Source organism: Mycobacterium intermedium (assembly GCF_002086275.1).
Taxonomy (GTDB): Bacteria; Actinomycetota; Actinomycetes; order Mycobacteriales; family Mycobacteriaceae; genus Mycobacterium; species Mycobacterium intermedium.
The window spans coordinates 1-22,893 of record NZ_MVHT01000102.1; the positions used below are offsets into that span (position 1 = coordinate 1).

Annotated in this window: 18 protein-coding genes; 7 read left to right on the plus strand and 11 right to left on the minus strand. The window is 67.1% G+C overall.

Annotated elements, in window-relative coordinates; all coding sequences use genetic code 11:
- Together BST27_RS25795 and BST27_RS25800 are read right to left on the minus strand one after the other, a co-directional pair.
- Positions 1 to 430 (minus strand): PE family protein (locus tag BST27_RS25795; RefSeq protein ID WP_139805370.1); only part of this gene is annotated, 430 nt, incomplete at its 3' end.
- A gap of 347 nt (positions 431 to 777) precedes the next feature.
- The gene (locus BST27_RS25800) at positions 778 to 1,626 is read right to left on the minus strand and encodes an LLM class F420-dependent oxidoreductase (protein ID WP_069418691.1); all 849 of its coding nucleotides are present in this window, start codon (positions 1,624 to 1,626) and stop codon (positions 778 to 780) included.
- Between the two features lie 192 nt (positions 1,627 to 1,818).
- On the opposite strand from BST27_RS25800, the gene BST27_RS25805 reads away from it, so the two are divergent.
- From BST27_RS25805 to BST27_RS25830, 6 genes are all read left to right on the plus strand, one after another.
- Positions 1,819 to 2,769, plus strand: a complete 951-nt coding sequence (locus tag BST27_RS25805) for a DUF5336 domain-containing protein (protein ID WP_069418690.1) — start codon at positions 1,819 to 1,821, stop codon at positions 2,767 to 2,769.
- 48 nt (positions 2,770 to 2,817) lie between these two features.
- Positions 2,818 to 4,194 (plus strand): cell division protein PerM, encoded by a 1,377-nt coding sequence (locus tag BST27_RS25810; protein WP_069418740.1) that lies wholly within the window; start codon positions 2,818 to 2,820, stop codon positions 4,192 to 4,194.
- A gap of 108 nt (positions 4,195 to 4,302) precedes the next feature.
- Complete coding sequence (purN, locus tag BST27_RS25815) at positions 4,303 to 4,944, plus strand: phosphoribosylglycinamide formyltransferase (RefSeq protein ID WP_069418689.1); 642 nt, start codon at positions 4,303 to 4,305, stop codon at positions 4,942 to 4,944.
- A 7-nt stretch (positions 4,945 to 4,951) separates the two neighbouring features.
- Entirely contained in the window at positions 4,952 to 6,520 is a 1,569-nt protein-coding gene (gene purH / locus BST27_RS25820) for a bifunctional phosphoribosylaminoimidazolecarboxamide formyltransferase/IMP cyclohydrolase (protein ID WP_069418688.1), read from the plus strand.
- 487 nt (positions 6,521 to 7,007) lie between these two features.
- Positions 7,008 to 8,402, plus strand: a complete 1,395-nt coding sequence (locus BST27_RS25825) for a sigma 54-interacting transcriptional regulator (protein WP_069418687.1) — start codon at positions 7,008 to 7,010, stop codon at positions 8,400 to 8,402.
- Positions 8,395 to 10,383, plus strand: a complete 1,989-nt coding sequence (locus tag BST27_RS25830; protein WP_069418686.1) for a VWA domain-containing protein — start codon at positions 8,395 to 8,397, stop codon at positions 10,381 to 10,383. The genes BST27_RS25825 and BST27_RS25830 overlap by 8 nt, the downstream gene beginning before the upstream one ends.
- Before the next feature lie 11 nt (positions 10,384 to 10,394).
- Here the strand turns inward: BST27_RS25830 and BST27_RS25835 are convergent, their stop codons facing one another.
- From BST27_RS25835 to BST27_RS25875, 9 genes are all read right to left on the minus strand, one after another.
- The gene (locus tag BST27_RS25835) at positions 10,395 to 12,086 is read right to left on the minus strand and encodes an alpha/beta hydrolase (protein ID WP_079220130.1); all 1,692 of its coding nucleotides are present in this window, start codon (positions 12,084 to 12,086) and stop codon (positions 10,395 to 10,397) included.
- Complete coding sequence (locus BST27_RS25840) at positions 12,083 to 12,373, minus strand: WXG100 family type VII secretion target (protein WP_232007238.1); 291 nt, start codon at positions 12,371 to 12,373, stop codon at positions 12,083 to 12,085. Before BST27_RS25840 ends, BST27_RS25835 begins: the two co-directional genes overlap by 4 nt.
- Positions 12,374 to 12,472: 99 nt before the next feature.
- A complete protein-coding gene (locus BST27_RS25845; RefSeq protein ID WP_170062368.1) occupies positions 12,473 to 13,075 on the minus strand; it encodes a DUF1707 SHOCT-like domain-containing protein in 603 nt (200 codons plus the stop codon).
- 88 nt (positions 13,076 to 13,163) lie between these two features.
- Positions 13,164 to 14,018 carry an enoyl-CoA hydratase family protein gene (locus BST27_RS25850; RefSeq protein ID WP_069418684.1) on the minus strand — a complete coding sequence of 285 codons (855 nt, stop codon included), beginning with the start codon at positions 14,016 to 14,018 and terminating at the stop codon, positions 13,164 to 13,166.
- Between the two features lie 10 nt (positions 14,019 to 14,028).
- Positions 14,029 to 15,195 carry an acyl-CoA dehydrogenase family protein gene (locus tag BST27_RS25855; protein ID WP_069418683.1) on the minus strand — a complete coding sequence of 389 codons (1,167 nt, stop codon included), beginning with the start codon at positions 15,193 to 15,195 and terminating at the stop codon, positions 14,029 to 14,031.
- Complete coding sequence (locus BST27_RS25860) at positions 15,195 to 17,228, minus strand: acetyl/propionyl/methylcrotonyl-CoA carboxylase subunit alpha (RefSeq protein ID WP_079220131.1); 2,034 nt, start codon at positions 17,226 to 17,228, stop codon at positions 15,195 to 15,197. The genes BST27_RS25855 and BST27_RS25860 overlap by 1 nt, the downstream gene beginning before the upstream one ends.
- Before the next feature lie 5 nt (positions 17,229 to 17,233).
- Complete coding sequence (locus BST27_RS25865) at positions 17,234 to 18,829, minus strand: acyl-CoA carboxylase subunit beta (RefSeq protein ID WP_069418682.1); 1,596 nt, start codon at positions 18,827 to 18,829, stop codon at positions 17,234 to 17,236.
- Positions 18,830 to 18,878: 49 nt separating this feature from the next.
- Entirely contained in the window at positions 18,879 to 20,027 is a 1,149-nt protein-coding gene (locus BST27_RS25870) for an acyl-CoA dehydrogenase family protein (protein ID WP_069418681.1), read from the minus strand.
- The gene (locus tag BST27_RS25875) at positions 20,024 to 21,706 is read right to left on the minus strand and encodes an acyclic terpene utilization AtuA family protein (protein WP_139805373.1); all 1,683 of its coding nucleotides are present in this window, start codon (positions 21,704 to 21,706) and stop codon (positions 20,024 to 20,026) included. Before BST27_RS25875 ends, BST27_RS25870 begins: the two co-directional genes overlap by 4 nt.
- 242 nt (positions 21,707 to 21,948) lie before the next feature.
- Here BST27_RS25875 and BST27_RS25880 point away from each other — a divergent pair.
- A partial coding sequence (locus BST27_RS25880) for a PE family protein (RefSeq protein ID WP_139805371.1) occupies positions 21,949 to 22,893 on the plus strand: 945 nt, incomplete at its 3' end.

Sequence of the window (22,893 nt, forward strand, 5' to 3'; positions counted from 1 at the left end):
GGCCCCCGTTGCCCCACAGCAACCCGCCGTTCTGGCCGTCGGAGCCGGTTCCGTCGACGCCATCGAAGCCGTCGCCGATCAGCGGACGTCCCAGGAGGGTCTGGAACGGCGCATTGATCGCGTCGAGCAACTGCTGCAGCGGATTTGCGTTGGCCGCCTCCGCCACGGCGTAGGAGTTAGCGCCCGCACTCAGCAACTCGACAAACTGCTGGTGAAATGTTGCTGCTTGATTGCTGAGCGCCTGGTAGCTCTGCGCATGGGTGTTGAACAGCGCCGCGACGGCCGCTGAAACCTCATCGGCACCCGCCGCCAGCACCGCCGATGTCGGCGCGGCGGCCGCTGTGTTTGCCGCATTGATCGTCGAAGCGATGCTCGCCAAGTCCGAGGCTGCTGCAGCGACATACTCCGGAACCGTGACCAGATAGGACATTCCCGACCTCCGCATGCTGCGGCGACCGCCCGTGGTCGCCGATGAGCAAATCGTATTTTTGTCGCGATCTACCGATCCCAACTTCGCTTTGAGAAGGGTGTCGAAACAGCTGTCTCATAAGTAGACACGTCCTTCCTGAGATTTAGCTGTGCGCGCGATAAGGAAACGGCCACCGGCTTCGTTTGGGCCCCGATGCTCAGGGCGTGCCCGGGACCCCGCCATCCCCGAGCGGCAAAATGCGAGTCCTCCGGCGAGCCCGAGGGTCGCCCGGCGTCGGCACCAGCGATCTACCGGATTGTCGTCCTGTTATCGCACGTCCGCAGCGGTTCGTCCGCGACGACGGGGCGTCAGACCAAGGCGGCCAATTTGCCGGCCAACCGCTCCACGTAAGCGGCGACCTCGTCCGCGGAACGATCCGGTAGGCCGAACAACACCTCGGTCACTCCAAGTTCGGCCCAGTGCTCCAGCTTCTCGCGCACCGGTTTGAAGTCCAGCGCGACTATCTGCGGCGCCCCGTCACGCCCTGCCGCGGCCCACGTGTCCTGCAGCAACTTCACCGGCTCGTCGATATCGAAGTCGCGAGGCGTGGTGATCCAGCCGTCGGCGCTACGCGCGATCCACTTGAAGTTCTTCTCGGTGCCGGCCGCCCCCACCAGCACGGGAATGTGTGCCTGGACCGGCTTGGGCCAAGCCCAGCTGGGCCCGAACTTGACGAACTCGCCGTCGTACTCGGCTTCCTCTTGTGTCCACAGTGCCCGCATCGCTTCCAGGTACTCCCGCAACATGGTGCGTCGGCGCCCGGGCGGGACGCCGTGGTCGGCGAGTTCATCGGTGTTCCAACCGAACCCAACGCCGAGGCTGACCCGGCCACCCGACAGATGGTCAAGCGTGGCAATGCTTTTCGCCAAAGTGATGGGGTCATGCTCGACCGGCAGCGCGACCGCCGTGGACAGCCGAACGCGCGTCGTCACCGCCGACGCCGCGCCCAAGCTGACCCACGGGTCCAGCGTGCGCATGTAACGGTCGTCGGGCAGTGACGCGTCACCCGTGGTCGGGTGGGCTGCCTCCCGCTTGATGGGTATGTGGGTGTGTTCCGGCACGTAGAACGTGTGGAAACCGTGTTCGTCAGCAAGTTTGGCGGCTGCTGCCGGAGCGATTCCACGGTCACTGGTGAAAAGCACTAGGCCGTAGTCCATGCACAGGATTAGAACGTGTTCTACCCAGGCTGGGCAAGCGGCGTCCATGCTTGGGTGCTGGGCCGAGGTTATGGGAACGTCGCTTCGACGCCGCAAGCCGAGCGTGCGCTAGCGTGGGTGTTCGAACGGCGTCGCAGCAGTGCAACGTCGCACTGTCGCCGAGGCACCGCGACGGCACCAACAGGAGGAGCCATGACCTACCAGCCCGGCAGCCCCGGATATCCGCCCTCACAGCCCTCCGGCCCCTATGGAGCTTCCACACCCTCCTTCGCCAAGGAAGACAGTGGCGAAAGCAAGCTTCCGCTGTATCTGAGCATCGCGGTAGCAGCCCTGGGTCTTGCCGCGTATCTCGCAAGTTTCGGGCCGTTGTTCACCCTGAGCTCGGAACTGGGCGGCGGCGGCTCGTCGTCTGGCGGCGCTGAACTGGCCGTCATCGTGGCTCTGTTGGCCGGGCTGCTTGCCGGGGTGAGTCTGGTGCCGAAGGTCAAGAACTACTTCCCGGTCGTCGGCGTACTAGCGGTATTAGCGGTACTCCTGCTGATCTCCTCGACGTTCAACAAGCCGAGCTCCTACTCGACCGGTTGGGCGCTATGGGTTGTCTTGGTGTTCACCGTTTTCCAGGCCGTTGCCGCGGTGGGGGCTCTGCTGCTGGACGCGGGCGTCATCACCGCGCCGGCACCGCGGCCCAAGTTTGACCAGTACGGGCAATACGGGCAATACGGGCAGTACGGCCAGTACGGGGGCCAGGCGGGCGGCTACTACCCGCCGCCGGGAGCGCAGCAGTCCGCTCCCAATCCGCAGCAGTCGGGTTCGACTCCGCAGCAGTCTGGGGCCAATCCGCAGGCCGGAGGCTACGGATCGCAGCAGCAGTACGGCGGGTATCCCGGTAGCCAGGGTCAACAGTCGCAACAGCCGGGTCAGAGCGGTGGATTCAGCGCGCAGCCTTCGCAGTCGCCAACGCAGCAGGGATCGTCGACCCCGCCCACCGGCTTCCCGAGCTTCAGCCCGCCCCCTCCGGTGGGCGCCGGGTCGGGATCCGACGGTGGTTCAGCACCGGTCAACTACGGGAACCCCGGCGGGGGAAATGCCGGCGGGGGGCAACAATACGGCCAGCAGTCGTCCCCCGGATCGGCGCCTGTTTAACCGAGCGCTCACGCGCATAGCCGGACACGTGCGCGAAGCGTGACACGGGTGCAGGACGATCGGGCAGCGGGCGCGCGTCAGGCGCGCGATCTAGTCCGGGTTGCCTTTGCCCCAGCCGTGGTGGCGCTGGTGATCATCGCCGCGATCACCCTGCTGGAGTTGCTGATCGCCAACAGCGACATGACCGGCGCTTTGGGTGCCATCGCCAGTATCTGGCTGGGTGTGCATCAGGTGCCGATCTCCATCGGTGGCCGCGAGTTGGGCGTGATGCCACTGCTGCCGGCGCTGTTGATGGTGTGGGGGACGGCCCGCACTACGGCGCGTGCCACGTCGCCGTATTCGTCGTGGCTGGTCGTGCGGTGGGTGTTCGGCTCGGCGCTGGGTGGGCCCCTGTTGATCGCTGCGATTGCGCTGGCGGTCATCCACGACGCGTCGTCCGTTCTCACCGAACTTCAGACGCCCAGTGCACTACGCGCCTTCACCAGCGTGCTGGTGGTGCATGGTGTTGGTGCGGCGATCGGGGTGTGGTCACGGTTGGGCCGCCGGGCACTGGCAGTGTCGCCGCTGCCCAATTGGCTCGGTGATTCGGTGCGTGCCGCCGCTGCGGGGGTGTTGGCGTTGCTCGGCATGTCCGGCATGGTGGCGGCGGCTTCGCTGGTCGTGCACTGGGGCACCATGCAGGAGCTCTACGGGATCACCGAGTCCATCTGGGGCCAGTTCAATCTCACCGCGCTGTCGGTGCTGTACGCACCCAACGTGATCGTCGGCGCGTCCGCGATAGCGGTGGGTTCGAGCGCCCACATCGGCTTCGCGACGTTCAGTTCGTTCACCGTTTTCGGGGGCGATATCCCGGCGTTGCCGATCTTGGCTGCGTCGCCCACGCCGCCGCTTGCGCCGGTGTGGGTGGCGCTGCTGATCATCGGCGCGGCCTCCGGTGTGGCGGTTGGGCAGCAGTGTGCTCGCCACCCGTTGCCCTTGTTCGCAGCCTTGGCCAAGGTATTCGTCGCTTCGGTACTAGGTGCCTTGGCGATGTGTCTGCTCGCGTATGGGGGAGGCGGCAAGCTCGGCAACTTCGGTGATGTCGGCGTGGATCTGGGCGCATTGCTGATCGGAGTGTTCCTCTGGTTCGCCGTGGTGGGCGGTCTCACCGTGGTGATGGCCGGTGGTGTCCGGCGGCGTCCCAGGCGGCCTAAGGCGAAGCGGCCACCGGAGGAAAAAACAGCGGAGGACGAAACGACGCTGGCCGATCTTTTCGACGAGGGGGAGAGCGAAGGCGTCGGGACCGAGGGTGACGACGGCGACGGAGGCGAACGGCCGCTGGTCGCGGACGAAGGCGGACTGCGGTTGCCCGAAGACGAAGCCGTTTTCGACGACGGCCAGCGGGCGGGGTCGCCCGCCGACGCCGAGCACCCCGGCGAGGAATAGACGTCGGCCGCTGACACGGCCGTCATCGTCGCCCGACTGGTCCAGATTGTCGGGCTCCTCCTCCGGCCGCTGACACGGCCGTCATCGTCGCCCGACTAGGCTTCCCGTGTGCAAGAACCGCTCCGGGTACCCCCAAGTGCGCCGGCGCGGCTGGTGGTGCTGGCATCGGGCACCGGGTCGCTATTGAATTCACTGCTCGAGGCCGCAGTGGGCGACTATCCGGCGCGCGTCGTCGCCGTCGGCGTCGACCGCGACTGCCGCGCCACCGAAATCGCCGCGCGGGCATCACTGCCGGTCTTCACCGTCCGGCTCAAGGACTACCCCAGCCGGGAGGCGTGGGACGCGGCCATCACCGAGGCCACCGCCGCGCACTCGCCCGACTTGATCGTCTCCGCCGGATTTATGAAAATCCTTGGACCGCAGTTCCTCTCGAGATTCTCCGGACGAACCCTAAACACCCATCCAGCGCTGTTGCCGGCCTTCCCTGGTGCGCACGGAGTGGCCGATGCGCTGGCCTACGGCGTCAAGGTCACGGGTTGTACGGTGCATCTGGTAGATGCGGGCGTGGACACCGGGCCGATACTGGCGCAGCAACCCATCCCGGTGCTCGCCGACGACGACGAAGAGACCTTGCATGAACGCATCAAGGTCGCCGAACGCCAACTCCTGGTGGACGTGGTGGCTGAGATTGCGACTGGTGGCGTGACCGTTAGCGGACGAAAAGCGAACCTAGGAGTGAGCACGGAATGAGCAACGCATGAGCGACGAGGCAAGGCGACCAATTCGGCGCGCATTGATCAGCGTCTATGACAAGACCGGACTGCTCGAGCTCGCTCAAGGCCTAGCCGACGCGGGTGTACAGATCGTGTCGACCGGATCGACCGCAAAGACGATTGCGGCCAGGGGGATTCCGGTGACTCCCGTCGAAGAGCTCACCGGTTTCCCCGAGGTGCTCGACGGTCGGGTGAAGACGCTGCATCCGCGTGTGCACGCCGGACTGCTGGCCGACCTCCGCAAACCCGAGCACGAATTGGCGCTGCAACGGCTCGGTATCGAGGCCTTCGAACTGGTCGTCGTGAACCTGTACCCGTTCAGTCAGACCGTGGCGTCCGGTGCAAGCGTCGACGAATGCGTCGAGCAGATCGACATCGGCGGACCGTCCATGGTGCGCGCCGCAGCCAAGAACCACCCCAGCGTGGCCGTCGTCACCGACCCGAATGGATACGACGGAGTGCTCGCCGCGGTACGCAACGGCGGGTTTACCCTCGCCGAGCGCAAAAGGTTGGCATCGCTGGCGTTTCGGCATACCGCCGAGTACGACATCGCTGTCGCGACGTGGATGCAGTCCACCCTGGCGCCCGAAGAACCACCATCGCTGTTTCCGCAGTGGTTCGCCAGAAACTGGCACCGCTCCTCGACGCTGCGCTACGGCGAGAACCCGCATCAGCAGGCGGCACTGTACGTCGACCCAGCCGCCTGGCCGGGTTTGGCGCAGGCCGAGCAGCTGCACGGAAAAGAGATGTCGTACAACAACTTCACCGATGCGGACGCGGCGTGGCGCGCGGCATTCGACCACGAACAGATCTGCGTGGCGATCATCAAACACGCCAACCCCTGCGGCATTGCGATCTCCGAGATTTCGGTTGCGGACGCGCACCGCAAGGCCCACGAATGCGATCCGCTCAGCGCCTTCGGCGGAGTGATCGCGGCCAACACCGAGGTCAGTGTCGAGATGGCGGAGTTCGTGAGCACCATCTTCACCGAGGTGATCGTCGCGCCCGCCTATGACCCGGCGGCCCTTGAGCTGTTGACCCGTAAGAAGAACATCCGGGTGCTGGTGGCCTCCGAGCCGTTGAGCGGGGGCACCGAGCTGCGACCGATCAGCGGGGGACTGCTGATTCAGCAGCGCGACGAGCTCGACGCGCAGGGAGACAATCCGCTGAACTGGACGCTGGCGACCGGACCGGCGGCCGACCAAGCAACCCTCACCGACCTGGCCTTCGCCTGGCGCGCCTGCCGGGCGGTCAAGTCCAACTCCATCGTGATCGTCGCCAACGGCGCCACCGTCGGCGTCGGAATGGGGCAGGTCAACCGGGTCGACGCCGCCCGATTGGCGGTTGAACGCGGCGGGGAGCGGGTGCGCGGCGCCGTGGCCGCCTCGGACGCCTTCTTCCCGTTCCCCGACGGACTGGAAACGCTGGCCCGTGCGGGGGTCAAGGCGATCGTGCACCCTGGGGGCTCGGTGCGGGACGAAGAGGTCACCGCGGCGGCGGCCGAGGCCGGCGTCACGTTGTACCTGACGGGCGCGCGGCACTTCGCGCACTAGCGCCGTCGGCGTGCGGCACCGCGCATCGCTGAGCCCACTTCGCTGACCGGGCCTGCCGAGATTGCGGTGAGGGCTGTGCTGTGGGCGCCGACCACGACCGTGGCCGCAATCTCGCCGACCGAAGCTCACCGAGATTGCCGTGAGGGCTGTGCTGTGGGCGTCGACCACAACCATGGCCGCAATCTCGCCAGCCGGGGCTGCCGAGATTGCGGTGAGGGTTGTGCTGGGGCGCCGACCACGACCGTGGCCGCGATCTCGCCGAGCGGGGCTGCCGAGATTGCGGTGAGGGTTGTGCTGGGGCGCCGACCACGACCATGGCGGCAATCTCGCCGACCGGGGCTCATCGAGATTGCCGTGAGGGCTGTGCCGTGGGCACCCACCACAGCCGTGGCGGCAATCTCGCCCACAAAATCGCCGGGATTGGGTGATGAAATTTCACTTCAGCACCAGCGGGTGAACGCGATCCCACGCCGCACCGTAACTTGGAATGGTGACTTCACCGAGCAATCTGCCCCGCACCCTCGGCGAGCTGCGCGCCTCCGGTCATCGTGAACGCGGTGTCAAGCAGGAGATCCGGGAAAACCTGTTGAGGAAGTTGGCCGACGGGCTGGACAATTCAGCGATCTGGCCGGGCATTCTGGGATTCGACGACACCGTGATTCCCCAGTTGGAACGCGCTCTGATCGCGGGTCATGACTTCGTCCTGTTGGGTGAACGCGGTCAGGGCAAGACGCGGATTCTCCGGGCGCTGACCGGCCTGCTGGACGAGTGGACACCGGTGATCGCCGGCTCCGAACTGGGCGAGCATCCCTACACGCCGATCACGCCGGAGTGGATCCGAAAGGCAGCGCAACTGCAGGACGACCTGCCGGTGGCTTGGAAGCACCGCAGCGAGCGCTACACCGAGAAACTGGCCACCCCCGACACCAGCGTGGCCGACCTCGTCGGAGACATCGACCCGATCAAGGTGGCCGAGGGCCGCAGCCTCGGCGACCCCGAAACCATCGCCTACGGGCTGATTCCGCGGGCGCACCGCGGCATCGTCGCCGTCAACGAACTGCCCGACCTCGCCGAGCGCATCCAAGTCTCGATGCTCAACGTGATGGAGGAGCGCGACATCCAGGTCCGCGGCTACACGCTGCGCCTACCCCTGGACGTCCTCGTGGTCGCCAGCGCCAACCCGGAGGACTACACCAACCGCGGCCGCATCATCACGCCGCTCAAGGACCGCTTCGGCGCCGAGATCCGCACCCACTACCCGTTGGAGCTCTCGGCCGAGGTTGGCGTCATCGCGCAGGAGGCACACCTGAGTGCGCAGGTGCCCGAGTATCTGATGCAGGTGATCGCACGGTTCGCCCGCTACCTGCGCGAATCGCAGTCGATCGATCAGCGCTCCGGGGTGTCGGCACGGTTCGCCATCGCGGCGGCCGAGACGGTTGCGGCGGCCGCCCGTCACCGCGCGGCGGTGCTGGGGGAGACCGATCCCGTGGCCCGGGTGGTCGACCTGGGCACCATCATCGAAGTGCTGCGCGGCAAGCTGGAATTCGAATCCGGCGAGGAAGGTCGCGAGCAGGCCGTGCTCGAGCACCTGCTGCGTCGCGCCACCGCCGACACCGCCTCACGGGTGCTGGGCGGCATCGACGTGGGCACGCTGGTGGCCGCGGTCGAGAAGGGTTCCGCGGTCACGACGGGCGAGAAGGTGTCGGCCAAGGATGTGCTGGGCGCGCTACCGGGGCTGCCGGTGGTGGACAAGATCGCTCAGAAGCTGGACGCTGAATCGGAAGGCGAACGCGCCGCGGCATTGGAATTGGCGTTGGAGGCGTTGTACCTGGCTAAGCGAATCGACAAGGTATCCGGAGAGGGTCAAACCGTTTATGGGTAGAGGGCACTCACAGCGATACTCGGCGTACACCGGCGGGCCGGACCCGCTGGCTCCGCCGGTGGATCTGCGTGAGGCGCTCGAACAGATCGGGCAGGACGTCATGGCGGGCACCTCGCCGCGCCGGGCCTTGGCCGAGTTGATGCGGCGCGGTACCAAGAACATGCCCGGCGCGGACCGGTTGGCCGCGGAGGCCAATCGACGGCGACGGGAGTTGCTGCGCCGCAACAACTTAGACGGCACCTTGCAGGAGATCAAGCGCCTGCTCGACGAGGCCGTGCTGGCCGAGCGCAAGGAACTGGCCCGCGCCCTGGACGACGACGCCCGCTTCAACGAACTTCAGTTGGAGTCGCTGCCCTCGTCGCCGGCCAAGGCGGTGCAGGAGCTGTCCGAGTACAACTGGCGCAGCAACGAGGCGCGTCAAAAGTACGACCAGATCAAGGATCTGCTCGGCCGCGAGATGCTGGACCAGCGCTTCGCCGGCATGAAGGAGGCGCTGCAGGGCGCCACGGATGAGGATCGTCAGCGCGTCAACGACATGCTGAACGACCTCAACGACCTGCTCGACAAGCACGCCCGCGGCGAGGACACCGAGCAGGATTTCAAGGACTTCATGGACAAGCACGGCGAGTTCTTCCCGGAGAACCCGCGCAATGTCGAGGAACTGCTGGACTCGTTGGCCAAACGGGCCTCCGCCGCGCAGCGCTTCCGCAACAGCCTGACCCAGGAACAGCGAGACGAGCTGGATGCGTTGGCGCAACAGGCTTTTGGATCGCCGCAACTGATGCAGTCGCTCAGCCGGTTGGACGCCCATCTGCAGGCCGCGCGCCCGGGCGAGGACTGGACCGGATCCGAGCGGTTCTCCGGCGACAACCCGCTGGGCATGGGTGAAGGCGCCCAAGCGCTGGCCGACATCGCCGAACTGGAGCAGTTGGCCGAGCAACTGTCACAGAGTTACCCGGGTGCGACCATGGACGACGTCGACCTCGACGCGCTGGCGCGCCAACTCGGCGACGAAGCCGCCGTCAACGCACGGACACTGGCCGAACTGGAACGGGCGCTGGTCAATCAGGGGTTCCTGGACCGCGGTTCCGACGGTCAGTGGCGACTCTCGCCCAAGGCGATGCGTCGGCTCGGTGAAACGGCATTACGTGATGTGGCGCAACAGCTTTCAGGTCGACACGGCGAGCGAGACCACCGCCGTGCCGGGGCCGCCGGCGAACTGACCGGCGCCACCCGCCCCTGGCAGTTCGGCGACACCGAGCCGTGGCACATCTCGCGCACTCTGACCAATGCCGTGCTGCGCCAAGCCGGTACCCCGGCAGTGGATTCTGACTCCGGCCCGGCCATCCGGATAGCCGTCGACGATGTCGAGATCGCCGAGACCGAAACACGTACCCAGGCCGCGGTGGCCTTGTTGGTGGACACCTCGTTTTCGATGGTGATGGAGAACCGCTGGCTGCCGATGAAGCGGACCGCGCTGGCGCTCAACCACCTGGTGTGCACGCGATTCCGCTCGGATGCGTTGCAGATCATCGCCTTTGGTCGTTACGCCCGAACGGTGACGGCAGCGGAACTGACGGGATTGGAGGGCGTCTACGAGCAGGGCACCAACCTGCATCACGCGCTCGCGTTGGCCGGCCGGCACCTGCGGCGCCATCCGAACGCACAGCCCGTCGTGCTGGTGGTGACCGACGGCGAGCCGACCGCTCACCTGGAAGACATTCGCGGTGAAGGATCGTCGGTCTTCTTCGACTACCCGCCGCATCCGAGGACGATCGCCCACACCGTGCGCGGGTTCGACGACATGGCACGACTGGGTGCGCAGATCACGATCTTCCGCCTGGGCAGCGACCCCGGCCTGGCGCGCTTCATCGATCAGGTCGCGCGACGGGTGGAAGGACGCGTCGTGGTGCCCGACCTCGACGGGCTGGGTGCGGCCGTCGTCGGCGACTACCTGCGGTCGCGGCGCCGCCGCCGCTAAGGCGAGCGAAGTCACGAGACGTGCCGCGGTATTGGAGGCGGCAATTCAAAGGGGCCCGCACCCCCGGGCAGCCGGTCCACACCCACCGAGCGCGGCGTGACGAGGTCGTCGGGCAAGCCGGCGAGCACCGCCGCCATGTTGTAAGCGCTCATCCGCAGCGCCCCGTTGCTTCCCGCCCGCGTGTATTCCGAATGCCCGTAGGCCCGCTCATGTAGTTGGCCGTCCCCGTACCGACCGCCCAACGCCAAACCGGTGCTCGTCGACAACTCGGTCATGCCCGGCACGTCCTGCGGGGGCTGGCCGAACTTGCCGAACTCCGGGATCAGGGTGGCGACATCGTCATCGACCCCGATCAGGTAGAAAGCGTGTCCGGGTTGCACGCCCAGCTGCGCGGCGTCGGTGAGTTCGGTGCCCGGCGATCCGTAGAGGACGACGTCGCTCACCGGGGCCCCCTGCTGCAACGCCAGGCTCGTGACCAGTGACCCGTACGAGTGTCCGAACGCGGTGATGTGCTGCGCCGCGACGTTGGTGGTGGCGGCCAGCCCGCGGTAGAAGCTGTTCAGCGACCGCGCGCCGTCGCGGGCCTGCCAGTCGTTGATCACCTCGCGGATGCAGTCGGGTGCGTCATAGCCGAACCAGACGATCGTGGCGACCGCGTCGGGCTGAGCCGCTTGCGCGTTGGCGCGCAACAGCCCTGCTTCGGTGCGCTGGGAATGGGCGTCACGCAACATATTCGGGAGGCTGGCGCTCACCCGGGTGGTCATGCCGCCGACTGTGACGCCGACGCGCTCGGCGTTATCGACGTCGCCGACGGCCACGGCGGCCAACACTTTTCGAGGATGGCTGCGGGTGTCCAACAGCAGCAGGCTGGCGTCGGGGTGTTCGGCCAGCGCGTCGCACAGGGTGGTCAGATCCGCCAACTTCGCGGGATCGGTGTGCCATCCGCGAGCGTCGAGCCAGCCGTGCCGCAGCCGGGCCGTTTCCCGTTGCAGCGCAGCCCTATTCAGCCCATCGCGAATGTGGCACGGGATGCCGTCCAGGTTGCGCAGCGCGTCGGGAAAACAATCCTTGACCCGATCCTGCTGACCCGGTGTCAGGCCGTGCCACCACGTCCTGACGGCATCCGGATCGGTACCCGGCGACGGCAACTGAGGCAGGTCGAGGGTCCGGTGGGCGAGTTGAGTTTCGACCTGTCGGGCCGACAGGTCTCCGGCAGCGCCGCGGACGGCGGCGGCCAGGTCTTCGTCAGCGTCCTGCGCATCGGCCAACAGCCGCTTGATGCGCTGGGTCAGGTCAACCGCGGCGTCGAGGATGCGGCCCTGCTCGCGGGCCGGATACGCGGCGAGGTTCAAGGGAGGCAGTGCCGTGCCGGAAGCGTCGTCGATCGCCAGATGGCTTTCCCGCGCGGTTTCTCGGATCGCGGCCAGCTGCCATTTGATTGCGGCAACCTCTTCGGCCGCCTTCTCCGCTGCCCTCCCGACCGTCTCACAGGCGTCGGCGTGGCTGTCGAGGACAAGGGTGGTGGCGTGTACCGCCGCCTGCACGGCGTCGGCGGTGTCGCCCCCGAAGGTGGCCAGCCTCATCGTCTCGCTCAACGCAGCGACGGCCGTCCGGGTACCGTGCGCGCGCTGGATCGCGGCGTCGAAGACCGTCCTGATGGCGTCGGGATCCCAACGGTCGATGTCGCCCAACGTCAGCGTCATCGCAGCGCGCCGGCGGTGCGCTGGTCCAGCTCGGTGAACGCGGCGGCGGCCAGCTGCATGCCCGCGGCATGATGCCCGAAGCAGTCCAGGTGTGCGCTACTGGCGCGGGCCCATCCGTCGAGTAGGGCCGACAACGCGCCTGCCGAAGCACCGACCCAGCCTCCGTGTGCGTCTTCGATCTGGCCGCGGCAGGCCTGTTGTACGGCCAGCAGGTGGTCGCCGTGGTCTGCCAGCTGGGCGCCGACGCGGTTCAGAACTTCGGGGATCACGCGCAACTCGTCTGCCATCGCGACTCGCCTTCGCCGATGCGAACTTTCGGCGCAGCATCACACGGCAGGCATCGCTCAGCCAGTCACCCGAGTGGGCGATGTGGTGGTTGTGGATTGTTACTTGTGGGCCTTGCGGGCTTTGCGTTTGATCCCGACGCCGCCCCACAGCGAGAAGCCCCGGATGTTCACCTTCGGTGCGCCCTTGGTGCCCTCGCCGACGACCTCGTGGTCGAAGCTCCCCATCACGCCGCGACCGTGGATTTCTACGTTGACTTCGGGCGGCAGCAGGATCGTCTGCATGCCCATGATCGAGATCGCGTGCAGGTCCACCTCGGTCGAGGTGAAGTCCGCATAGCGCAGGTCCACGACGCCGTTGCCCCAGAACGTGAAGGTGGTCAGCTTCTTGGGCACATTCCACCGGCCGCGCCGCTCGAAGCCGCTGAGCAGCGCCAGCAACGTGGTGGACGGCGCCGGATTGCAGGTGCCACCCCGGCGGGGGTTCATCGGTGCACCGGGCAGGTCGGCGCGGAGCCGGTCAAGTTCCTGGTACGTCGTCGCGGCGTAAGCCTTGGTGAGGCGCTCCTCGTAGTCGTTCAACTCGAGGCGACCCTGCTCGGCCGCGTACCCCAGCAACTGCGCGAGTTGGATGCGGTCAGTGTCCGCCGCGCGCGACCACTCGTCGCGCGCGTCCTTCGCGTCATGTTGGGCCGGGTTGCTCATCATCCACGAGCGTACGACTTCTCTATTTTGCTGCAAGAGGGGTTGGCTAAACTGCAACCTTCGCGGCTCGCGCCCAGCGACGTCGTCGCTATTTGCCCTGCTCAGCGGGGTTGGCAACCCAGCTGGGCAGGCGCTTCTGCAGGAACGCCAGCATGCCCTCCCGGGCTTCGTCAGAGACGAACAGCCGCGCCGACTCCTCGGTGAGTCGCTCGGCGTCGCGGTCGAATCCTGCGAGCACCGCGGCGGTGGTCAACGCCTTGGACGCCGCCAAGCCTTGCGGCGAGCCGCGGCCCACATCGGCGACCACCCCAGCCACCGCCGCGTCCACGTCGTCGGCGGCCAGGGTGATCAACCCGATCTCGGCGGCTTCGTTGGCGCCGAACGTTTCACCGGTGAGGTAGTAGCGCGCCGCCGCCCGCGCCGACAGCTTCGGCAGCAGGGTCAGCGAGATGATCGCCGGCGCGACACCGATCCGCGCCTCGGTCAAGGCAAAAGTGCTCCGCGGCCCGGCGACCACGATGTCGCACGCCCCGACCAAACCGAACCCACCCGCCCGGACGTGCCCGTTGATGGCGCCGATCACCGGCATGGGTGACTCGACGATCGCGCGCAGCAGCGCGGTCATCTCCCTTGCCCGAGCCGCAGCGAGCTCGTATGCCGATGGTGGCGACCCGCTTCGCCCGGCTTCGCCGCGCTCGCGATCGCCACGTGGGTCTCCATTGCCGGACTCACTCAGGTCAGCCCCCGCGCAGAACGTGCCGCCGGTGTGCCCGAGCACCACCACCCGTACCGCCGGGTCGGCGGCGGCGTCCCGCAGGCCCTGGTGCAGTTGGTTGACCAGCGTGGTGGACAGCGCGTTGCGGTTGTGCGGTGAGTTCAGTGTCAGCTTGGCGACCGGGCCACCGGTTTCGGCCGGCCCGGCGTACTCGACGAGGGTGTCCATCGCTGCCGGCTCAGTAGCTTCGAGGCAGGCCCAGCGACGTCTGCGCGACGAAGTTGAGGATCATCTCGCGGCTGATCGGGGCGATCCGCGCCAGCCGGGACGACGTCATCATGGCGGCCACGCCGTATTCCTTGCTCAACCCGTTGCCGCCCATGGACTGCACGGCTTGGTCGACGGCGCGTGTCGATGCCTCGGCGGCAGCGTATTTCGCCATGTTGGCGGCCTCTGCCGCGCCGAAGTCGTCACCGCTGTCGTAGAGGGTGGCCGCCTTCTGCGTCATCAACTTGGCCAGCTCGATCTCAATGTGGTTCTGCGCCAACGGATGTGAGAGCCCCTGGTGGGCGCCGATCGGAGTGCTCCAGACCTTGCGGGTCTTGACATACTCGACGGCCTTGCTGAGCGCGAACCGTCCCATGCCCACCGCGCTGGCCGCGCCCATGATGCGCTCGGGGTTCAGGCCGGCGAAAAGCTGGGCGATGGCGGCGTCCTCGGCGCCGACCAACGCATCGCTGGGCAGCCGGACATCGTCGATGAACAGCTGGAACTGGCGCTCGGGGCTGATCAGTTCCATGTCGATCGGGGTGTAGTTGAAGCCGGGAGTGTCAGTGGGAACCACGAACAAGGCCGGACGCAGCTTGCCCGTCTTGGCTTCCTCGGTACGTGCCACCACCAGCACCGCCTGCGCCTGGTCGACGCCGGAGATGAAAACCTTCTGCCCCTTGAGGATCCAGTCACTGCCGTCGCGGCGTGCGGTGGTGATGATCTTGTGCGAGTTGGAGCCGGCGTCGGGTTCGGTGATGGCGAACGCCATGGTCAAGGTGCCGTCGGCGATGCCGGGCAGCCAGCGCTTCTTCTGCTCTTCGGTGCCGAACTTGCTGATGATGGTGCCGTTGATGGCGGGGGACACCACCATGAGCAACAGGGCCGAGCCCGCGGCCGCCATCTCTTCCATGACCAGCGACAGTTCGTACATGCCCGCGCCGCCGCCGCCGTACTCCTCGGGCAGGTTCACACCGAGAAAGCCGAGTTTGCCGGCTTCTGCCCATAATTCGTCGGTGTGCTCCTGAGCGCGTGCCTTGCGCAGGTAGTACTCGGACCCGTAGTTGGATGCCCACTCGGCCACCGCCTTGCGCAGCGCCCGGCGGTCCTCACTTTCGATAAAACTGGTCTCGACCATTATGAATCTCCTTCTGCTTCAGGCGCTTCCACTCGCGCTTGGTCTGCCTGGTCGTGACCCGCGGCGCCCGGCTGCGCAGCGCTTGCGATCACTCCCAAAACGGCGCCTACTTCGACTTGTTGGCCTGCGTTCACGTTGATCTCCACGAGCACACCGTCGTTCGGCGCGGTGATGGTGTGCTCCATCTTCATTGCCTCCAGCCAGATCAGCGGCTGGCCGGCGGTGACGGTGGCGCCGACCTCGGCGCCGATGCGAATGACGTTGCCGGGCATGGGGGCCACCAAGGACCCTTGCGCAACGGCCGAACCGGGCTCGGGGTAGCGCGGCAACGCTACCAGGTGCACGGGTCCGCGCGCCGAGTCGACGTAGACATCGTCTCCGTAGCGTGCGACCGCGTAGGCGGTGGCCACTCCGTGGTTGGCCAGCACTACCTCGTCCGGCGACGCCGAGACCAAGTGCACTGTCGGGTCGTTGGGCAACACCAATGAGGTGCGGGTGTAGCGGTATTCGACGCTGTGCTCGGTATCGGTGTCGTCAAGGTAGGTCTTGACCTGATAGCCCGATGACAGATTGCGCCACCCGCTGGGAATCGTTTTGAGCGCCGTGGCGGTGGCACGGTTGTGGGCGGCGTCGGCCAGCGCGGCCGCGATCGCCGACAACCGGACCGTCGCCTCGTCGGCCAGCGGGGCCGACAGTTCGTCCAGGTTGTGTGTGTCGAAAAACGCTGTGTCCGTTGCGCCGTCGAGGAACGCCGGATGACGCAGCACGTGCACCAGCAATTCCCGGTTGGTGCGCAGGCCGTGCACCTGCGTGCGGGCCAGCGCGTCGGCGAGCACCAGCGCCGATTGCCGACGGGTGGGAGCGTAAGAGATCACCTTGGCCAGCATCGGGTCGTAGTAGATCGACACCACCGAGCCGTCGACAATGCCGGAGTCCAGCCGGATTCCCGTCCGGTGCCCCAGCGAGTTGAACTGGCTACGCACCGAGGGCACGTGGATCTTGTGGACGGTGCCGGCCTGCGGCTGCCAGCCCTGCGCCGGATCCTCGGCATAAAGCCGCGCCTCGATCGAATATCCCTGCGCCGTCGGCGGTTCCGAGCCCAGCCGACCGCCGGCAGCCACGTCGATCTGCAGTTCGACCAGGTCCAGGCCGGTGGTCTCCTCGGTGACCGGGTGCTCGACCTGCAGCCGGGTGTTCATCTCCAGGAAGAAGAAGTCGCCGTCATCGTCGGCGAGGAATTCGACTGTCCCGGCGCCGGTGTAGCCGATTGCTGCGGCAGCCAGTCGAGCCGCCTCGAAGAGCTTGTCCCGCATCCCCGGGATCCGTTCGACCAGCGGTGAGGGTGCCTCTTCGATCACCTTCTGGTGGCGGCGCTGGATGGAGCACTCCCGTTCGCCGACGGCCCACACGGTGCCATGGGTATCGGCCATGACTTGGACCTCGATGTGGTGTCCGGTCGGCAGGTAGCGTTCACAGAAGACCGTCGGGTCGCCGAACGCGGACTGTGCTTCGCGCCGCGCCGCCTCGACTTCGCCTGGCAGAGCGGACAACTCGTGGACCACACGCATGCCGCGGCCACCGCCCCCCGCGGACGCCTTGACCAGGACCGGCAGCTGTTTTTGCGTGACGGTCTGCGGGTCGAGTTCCTCGAGCACCGGCACCCCGGCCGACGCCATCAACTTCTTGGACTCGATCTTGGATCCCATCGCGCGCACCGCGTCCACTGGCGGCCCGATCCACGTCAGGCCCGCTTGTTGGACGGCCGCGGCGAATTCGGCGTTCTCCGAAAGGAATCCGTAGCCCGGGTGGATGGCGTCGGCGCCGGCGGCGCGCGCGGCCTCGATGACGGCCTCGGCGTTGAGGTAGTCGTTCGTCTTCGCCAGCCGCACCCGCGCATCCGCCTCGGCGACGTGTGGGGCGGCCGCGTCGGGGTCGGTGTAGACGGCGACGGTGCCCAGACCTAGCCGCCGGCAGGTGGCGAACACCCGCCGGGCGATCTCGCCGCGGTTGGCGACCAACACTCGAGTAATCATCGCGCTCACATCCGGAAGACGCCGAAGTTCGACGTCCCCTTGATCGGGCCATTGGCGATGGCGGACAGACAGATTCCCAATACGGTTCGGGTGTCGCGCGGGTCGATCACCCCGTCGTCGTAGAGCATGCCGGACAGCACCATGGGCAGCGACTCGGCTTCGATCTGACCCTCGACGGCGGCGCGCAAAGCGGCATCGGCCGCCTCGTCGACCTGCTGTCCGCGGGCTTCCGCGGCGGCCCGGGACACGATCGACAGCACACCCGCCAGCTGCGCACCACCCATCACCGCGGATTTTGCACTGGGCCAGGCGAACAGAAACCGCGGGTCGTAGGCGCGCCCGCACATGCCGTAGTGGCCGGCTCCGTACGATGCGCCGATCAGCAGCGAAATGTGCGGGACGGTCGAGTTGGACACGGCGTTGATCATCATCGAGCCGTGCTTGATCATGCCGCCTTCTTCGTAGTCCTTGCCCACCATGTAGCCGGTGGTGTTGTGCAAGAACAGAAGCGGCGTGTCGTAGCGGTTGGCCAACTGAATGAACTGAGTGGCCTTCTGGGATTCCTCGCTGAACAGGACACCGCGGGCATTGGCCAGGATGCCGATCGGGTAGCCGTGCAGCTGTGCCCACCCGGTTACCAGCGACGACCCGTAGAGCGGTTTGAATTCGTCGAATTCGGAGCCGTCGACGATGCGCGCGATCACTTCGCGCGGATCGAACGGTATGCGCAGGTCCGCGGGCACGATGCCGATCAGTTCCTCGGTGTCGTAGAGCGGCTCGGTTACCGGCCTTGGTTGCGGGCCCTGCTTTTTCCAGTTCAGCCGGGCCACGATGCGGCGTCCGATGCGGATGGCGTCGAGCTCGTCGACGGCGAAGTAGTCGGCCAAACCCGAGATCCGGGCATGCATCTCGGCGCCGCCGAGCGATTCGTCGTCGGACTCCTCACCGGTGGCCATCTTCACCAGCGGGGGACCGGCCAAGAACACCTTCGAGCGTTCCTTGATCATCACCACGTGATCGGACATGCCCGGAACGTAGGCACCACCCGCCGTAGAGTTGCCGAAAACCAATGCGATGGTGGGGATTCCGGCCGCAGAGAGCTCGGTGAGATCGCGGAACATCCGCCCGCCCGGGATGAAGATCTCCTTCTGCGTGGGCAGGTCGGCGCCGCCGGATTCCACCAGCGATATCACCGGAAGCCGGTTCTCCAAAGCGATCTGGTTGGCCCGCAGGATCTTCTTCAGGGTCCACGGATTGCTGGTTCCGCCTTTGACGGTGGGGTCGTTGGCGACGATCATGCATTCCACGCCCTCGACCACACCGATCCCGGTGACCGTACTGGCGCCCACCTTGAACTGGCTGCCCCAGGCTGCCAGTGTGCTGAGCTCGAGGAACGGTGAGTCCGCGTCGACGAGTAACTCGATGCGTTCCCGCGCCGTCAGCTTGCCGCGGGCGTGATGCCGTTCAACGTATTTGGGGCCGCCACCCGCGATGGCCTCGGCGAACGCGGCCGCGATCTCGTCGAGTTTGGTGGTCGCCGCTGCCGCCGCCTCGGTGAAGGAGTCGGCGTGGGGATCGAGCGTGGACTTCAGCGCAGTCATGCCCGCCTCCGACGATGCAGAACGGAGTGCTGAGGAGGAAGAGGTGCGATCATGCCTGGTACCCGAGAAGCTTGGCCGCCAACGCGGTCAGGATCTCGGTGGTCCCGCCGCCGATGCCGATGATCCTCATGTCACGGTACTGACGTTCGATTTCGGATTCGGACATGTAACCCATGCCACCGAACAACTGAACCCCCTGGTTGGCCACCCATTCCCCCGCCTCGACGGCGGTGTTCTTGGCGAAACACACCTCGGCGATCAGGTTGGTCTCCCCGGCCAGCTGCCGCTCCACCACGTGCCGCGCGTAGACGCGGGCGACATCGATGCGACGGGCCATCTCGGCCAGGGTGTTCTGCACCGCCTGCCGCGAAATCAGTGGACGGCCGAACGTTTCCCGGTCGCGGCACCACTGCACGGTGATGTCCAGACACCGCTGCGCGCTCGAATACGCCTGTGCGGCAAGGCCTATCCGCTCGGATACGAATGCCTGTGCGATCTGCGCGAAGCCGCTGTTCTCGGCGCCGACGAGGTTGGTCACCGGTACCCGCACGTCGGTGTAGGACAGTTCCGCGGTGTCCGAGGACCGCCAGCCCATCTTGTCCAGCTTGCGCGTCACCTCGAATCCCGGTGTGCCCTTGTCGACCACCAGCAGCGAAACCCCCGCCGCACCGGGACCTCCCGTGCGCACCGCAGTGACGACGAAGTCGGCGCGCACGCCGGAGGTGATGTAGGTCTTGGCGCCGTTGACAATGTAGTGGTCGCCGTCGCGGACCGCGGTGGTGCGCAGGTGCCCGACGTCGGACCCGCCGCCGGGTTCGGTGATGGCCAGCGCGCCGATCTTCTCACCGGCCAGCGTTGGGCGGGCATAGGTTTCGATCAGCCGTTCGTCGCCGGATGCGATGATGTGCGGCACCGCGATGCCACAGGTGAACAACGATGCGAACACCCCACCCGGCACACCCGCCTGGTGGATCTCCTCGCAGATGATCGCCGCGTCGGCGGCGTCACCGCCACCCCCACCGGCGGACTCGGGGAAGTTGGCACCCAGCAGGCCCGCTTCGCCGGCCTTCAGATGTAGCTCGCGCGGCAATTCGCCAATGCGTTCCCACTCGTCGATGTGCGGCAGAATCTCACGTTCGGCGAAGGAGCGCACCGTCTTTCGCAGCTGCTCACGCTCTGGCGTGTTCCACAAACTCATAAAAGCCCTTCCGGAATATCGACGTGGCGGCTGCGCAACCATTCGCCCAGCCCCTTGGCTTGTGGGTCGAAGCGCGCCTGATAGGCGACGCCCTGCCCGAGAATTCCCTCGATCACGAAGTTCACCGCCCGCAGATTAGGCAGCACGTGCCGGGTCACCGGTAAGTCCGCGGTTTCGGGCAGCAACTCTTTGAGCAGCTCGACGGTCAAAGTGTTGGCCAGCCCGCGCCACTGGGCGTGGGGGCGCACCCACAACCCGACATTGGCCGACCCACCCTTGTCTCCGCTGCGGGCCCCGGCGATCAGGCCCAACGGGACCCGCCGGGTGGGCCCGGCGGGCAACGGCTCGGGCAGTGCCGCCTCGTCGGCCGGCTCCAGCGGCAAAGTCTCCGTGGCGGGCGGGATTTCGGTGCGCGTGCCGTCAGGGCGGACGGCGACATGCTGCACTTCGGCGGCATCGACATAGCCGGCGGTGAAGACGCCGTAGACCTGTCCGTCTCCCGGCGGAGCGGTTGAGGTGAATCCCGGGTAGCTGCCAAGTGCCAATTCGACTGCCGCGCCGGAGAATTTGCGTCCCACATTGGCCGGATCGGGGTCGCGGACCACGCAGGTGAGCAAGGCGCTGGCGGTTTGCTCGGTGTCGGCATCGGGGCGGTCGGTGCGGGCCAGGTTCCACTCCAACTCGGCCGGCTTGACGGTGAGGCTGGATTCCAGCTGCTGGCGCACCAATTCGGCCTTGGCTTCGATGTCCAAACCGGTCAACACGAAGGTCATGGAGTTGCGGAATCCGCCGATGCTGTTCAGCGACACCTTCAGGGTGGGCGGGGGCGGCTCGCCGACGACTCCGCTGATGCGGACTCGGTCAGGGCCGTCGTCCGACAGTTCGATGGAATCCATTCGGGCCGTGACGTCGGGGTTGGCGTAGCGGGCGCCGGTGATTTCGTACAGCAGTTGCGCGGTAACGGTGTCGACGCTGACCAGACCGCCGGTGCCGGGGTGCTTCGTGATGACCGACGAGCCGTCCTCGTTGACCTCGGCCAGGGGAAAGCCCGGATGAAGCAGGTCGGGGATCTCGGTAAAGAAGGAGTAGTTGCCGCCGGTGGCCTGGACGCCGCATTCGATCACGTGCCCGGCGACCACCGCACCGGCGAGCTGGTTGTAGTCGGTGCGGCCCCAGCCGAAGTGCGCTGCGGCAGACCCGACGATCACCGAGGCGTCCGTGACCCGGCCGGTGACGACGACGTCGGCTCCGGCGTTGAGGCAGTCGACGATCCCCCAGGCACCCAGGTACGCGTTCGCGGTCAGCGGCGAGCCAAGACCGAGTTCTGCGGCGCGGGGCTGCAGATCGTCGCCTTCGACGTGCGCGACCCGGGCCGGGATGCCCAGGCGCTCGGCCAAGGCTCGGACCGCATTGGCCAGCCCGGCGGGGTTGAGGCCGCCCGCGTTGGTGACGATGCGGACTCCGCGTTCGTGGGCCAGGCCGAGGCATTCCTCTAGCTGGGTGAGGAAGGTCTTCGCGTAGCCGCGGTCGGGATTCTTCATCCGGTCACGGCCGAGGATCAGCATGGTCAGTTCGGCGAGGTAGTCACCGGTGACGTAGTCGAGTTCGCCACCGGTCAGCATTTCGCGCATGGCCGAGAGCCGGTCCCCGTAGAAACCGGAACAGTTCGCGATACGCACGGCACCGGAAACGGTAGCCACGTGTGCCTCCATCCATTGGTGTATTCGCTCGGAGCGATCTACCAACCAACCGGTAGGTTAACACCGACCGGTGGCGGCACAGCGCCGATGCGCGGGCGGTCGACTCCCCGCAGGCTCTTCCGGCTGGTTTAAGGATCTGTCAATTTTCTGTACCCGAGTTGGTGACCTAGTAGAGTCCGTTCCTGCGTCGGCACGCCCGTGGCCGTCGAAAGGGCCATCAATTGTCCTTCGTGATAGCAGCACCGCCGACGATGGCGTCGGCGGCATCGGACCTGCGCAGCATCGCGGCCATGGTCAGCGCGGCCAATGCGGCCGCGGCTGCCCATACCACCGTGTTGCTGCCCGCCGCAGGTGATGAAGTATCGGCCGCAATCGCGTCGCTCTTTGCCAGCCAAGCCACCGCGTATCAATCGCTCGCGGCCGAAGCGTCGGCGTTCCACCAGCAGTTAGTGCAGGCGCTGAGCGGCGCCGGAAATTGGTATGCCGCCGCTGAATCCGCCAACGCCAATGTCTTGGGTCTGATCAACGCCCCCACCAACGCGCTGCTGGGTCGCCCGCTGATCGGCGACGGCACTCACGGGGCGCCCGGCACCGGGCAAAACGGGGGCGCCGGCGGAATTCTGTGGGGCAACGGCGGCAACGGCGGATCTGGCGCCCCAGGGCAGGCGGGCGGCAGGGGCGGTGATGCCGGGCTGTTCGGCAACGGCGGTAACGGCGGTGCCGGTGGGGTGGGGATTACCGGCGCCGCGGGCACCGAGGGCGCGCCCGGAGCCAACGGCACCAGCGGCGGCAACGGCGGCATCGGCGGTGCGGGCGGCGCCGGCGGGCGCGGGGGCCTCTTTTACGGCAATGGTGGCGCCGGCGGCCAGGGCGGTGCCGGCGGCACCGGAGGTGCCGGCGGGATGGGCGGAACCGGCATCGCCGGCCCCGCGGCCAACGCCACCGGCGGTATCGGCGGCAAAGGCGGTTCCGGAGGCATGGGCGGCGTCGGCGGCGCCGGAGGCCAGGGGTCCCCGTTGTTCGGCCAGGCGGGAATCAGCGGCAACGGCGGTATCGGCGGCCACGGCGGCCAAGGCGGGCAAGGCGGCGCTGGTGGGGCCGATATCGGCTTCGGTGCCGGTACCGGCGGCGCGGGGGGAGCCGGTGGGGCCGCCGGGGTTGGCGGC

Excerpts from the sequence above, each read along its gene's own strand:
- BST27_RS25800 (WP_069418691.1), bottom strand. The coding sequence starts at position 1,626 with ATGGACTACGGCCTAGTGCTTTTCACCAGTGACCGTGGAATCGCTCCG.
- BST27_RS25805 (WP_069418690.1), top strand. The coding sequence starts at position 1,819 with ATGACCTACCAGCCCGGCAGCCCCGGATATCCGCCCTCACAGCCCTCC.
- purH (WP_069418688.1), top strand. The coding sequence starts at position 4,952 with ATGAGCGACGAGGCAAGGCGACCAATTCGGCGCGCATTGATCAGCGTC.
- BST27_RS25825 (WP_069418687.1), top strand. The coding sequence starts at position 7,008 with ATGGTGACTTCACCGAGCAATCTGCCCCGCACCCTCGGCGAGCTGCGC.
- BST27_RS25830 (WP_069418686.1), top strand. The coding sequence starts at position 8,395 with ATGGGTAGAGGGCACTCACAGCGATACTCGGCGTACACCGGCGGGCCG.
- BST27_RS25835 (WP_079220130.1), bottom strand. The coding sequence starts at position 12,086 with ATGACGCTGACGTTGGGCGACATCGACCGTTGGGATCCCGACGCCATC.
- BST27_RS25840 (WP_232007238.1), bottom strand. The coding sequence starts at position 12,373 with ATGGCAGACGAGTTGCGCGTGATCCCCGAAGTTCTGAACCGCGTCGGC.
- BST27_RS25845 (WP_170062368.1), bottom strand. The coding sequence starts at position 13,075 with ATGAGCAACCCGGCCCAACATGACGCGAAGGACGCGCGCGACGAGTGG.
- BST27_RS25850 (WP_069418684.1), bottom strand. The coding sequence starts at position 14,018 with ATGGACACCCTCGTCGAGTACGCCGGGCCGGCCGAAACCGGTGGCCCG.
- BST27_RS25855 (WP_069418683.1), bottom strand. The coding sequence starts at position 15,195 with ATGGTCGAGACCAGTTTTATCGAAAGTGAGGACCGCCGGGCGCTGCGC.
- BST27_RS25860 (WP_079220131.1), bottom strand. The coding sequence starts at position 17,228 with ATGATTACTCGAGTGTTGGTCGCCAACCGCGGCGAGATCGCCCGGCGG.
- BST27_RS25865 (WP_069418682.1), bottom strand. The coding sequence starts at position 18,829 with ATGACTGCGCTGAAGTCCACGCTCGATCCCCACGCCGACTCCTTCACC.
- BST27_RS25870 (WP_069418681.1), bottom strand. The coding sequence starts at position 20,027 with ATGAGTTTGTGGAACACGCCAGAGCGTGAGCAGCTGCGAAAGACGGTG.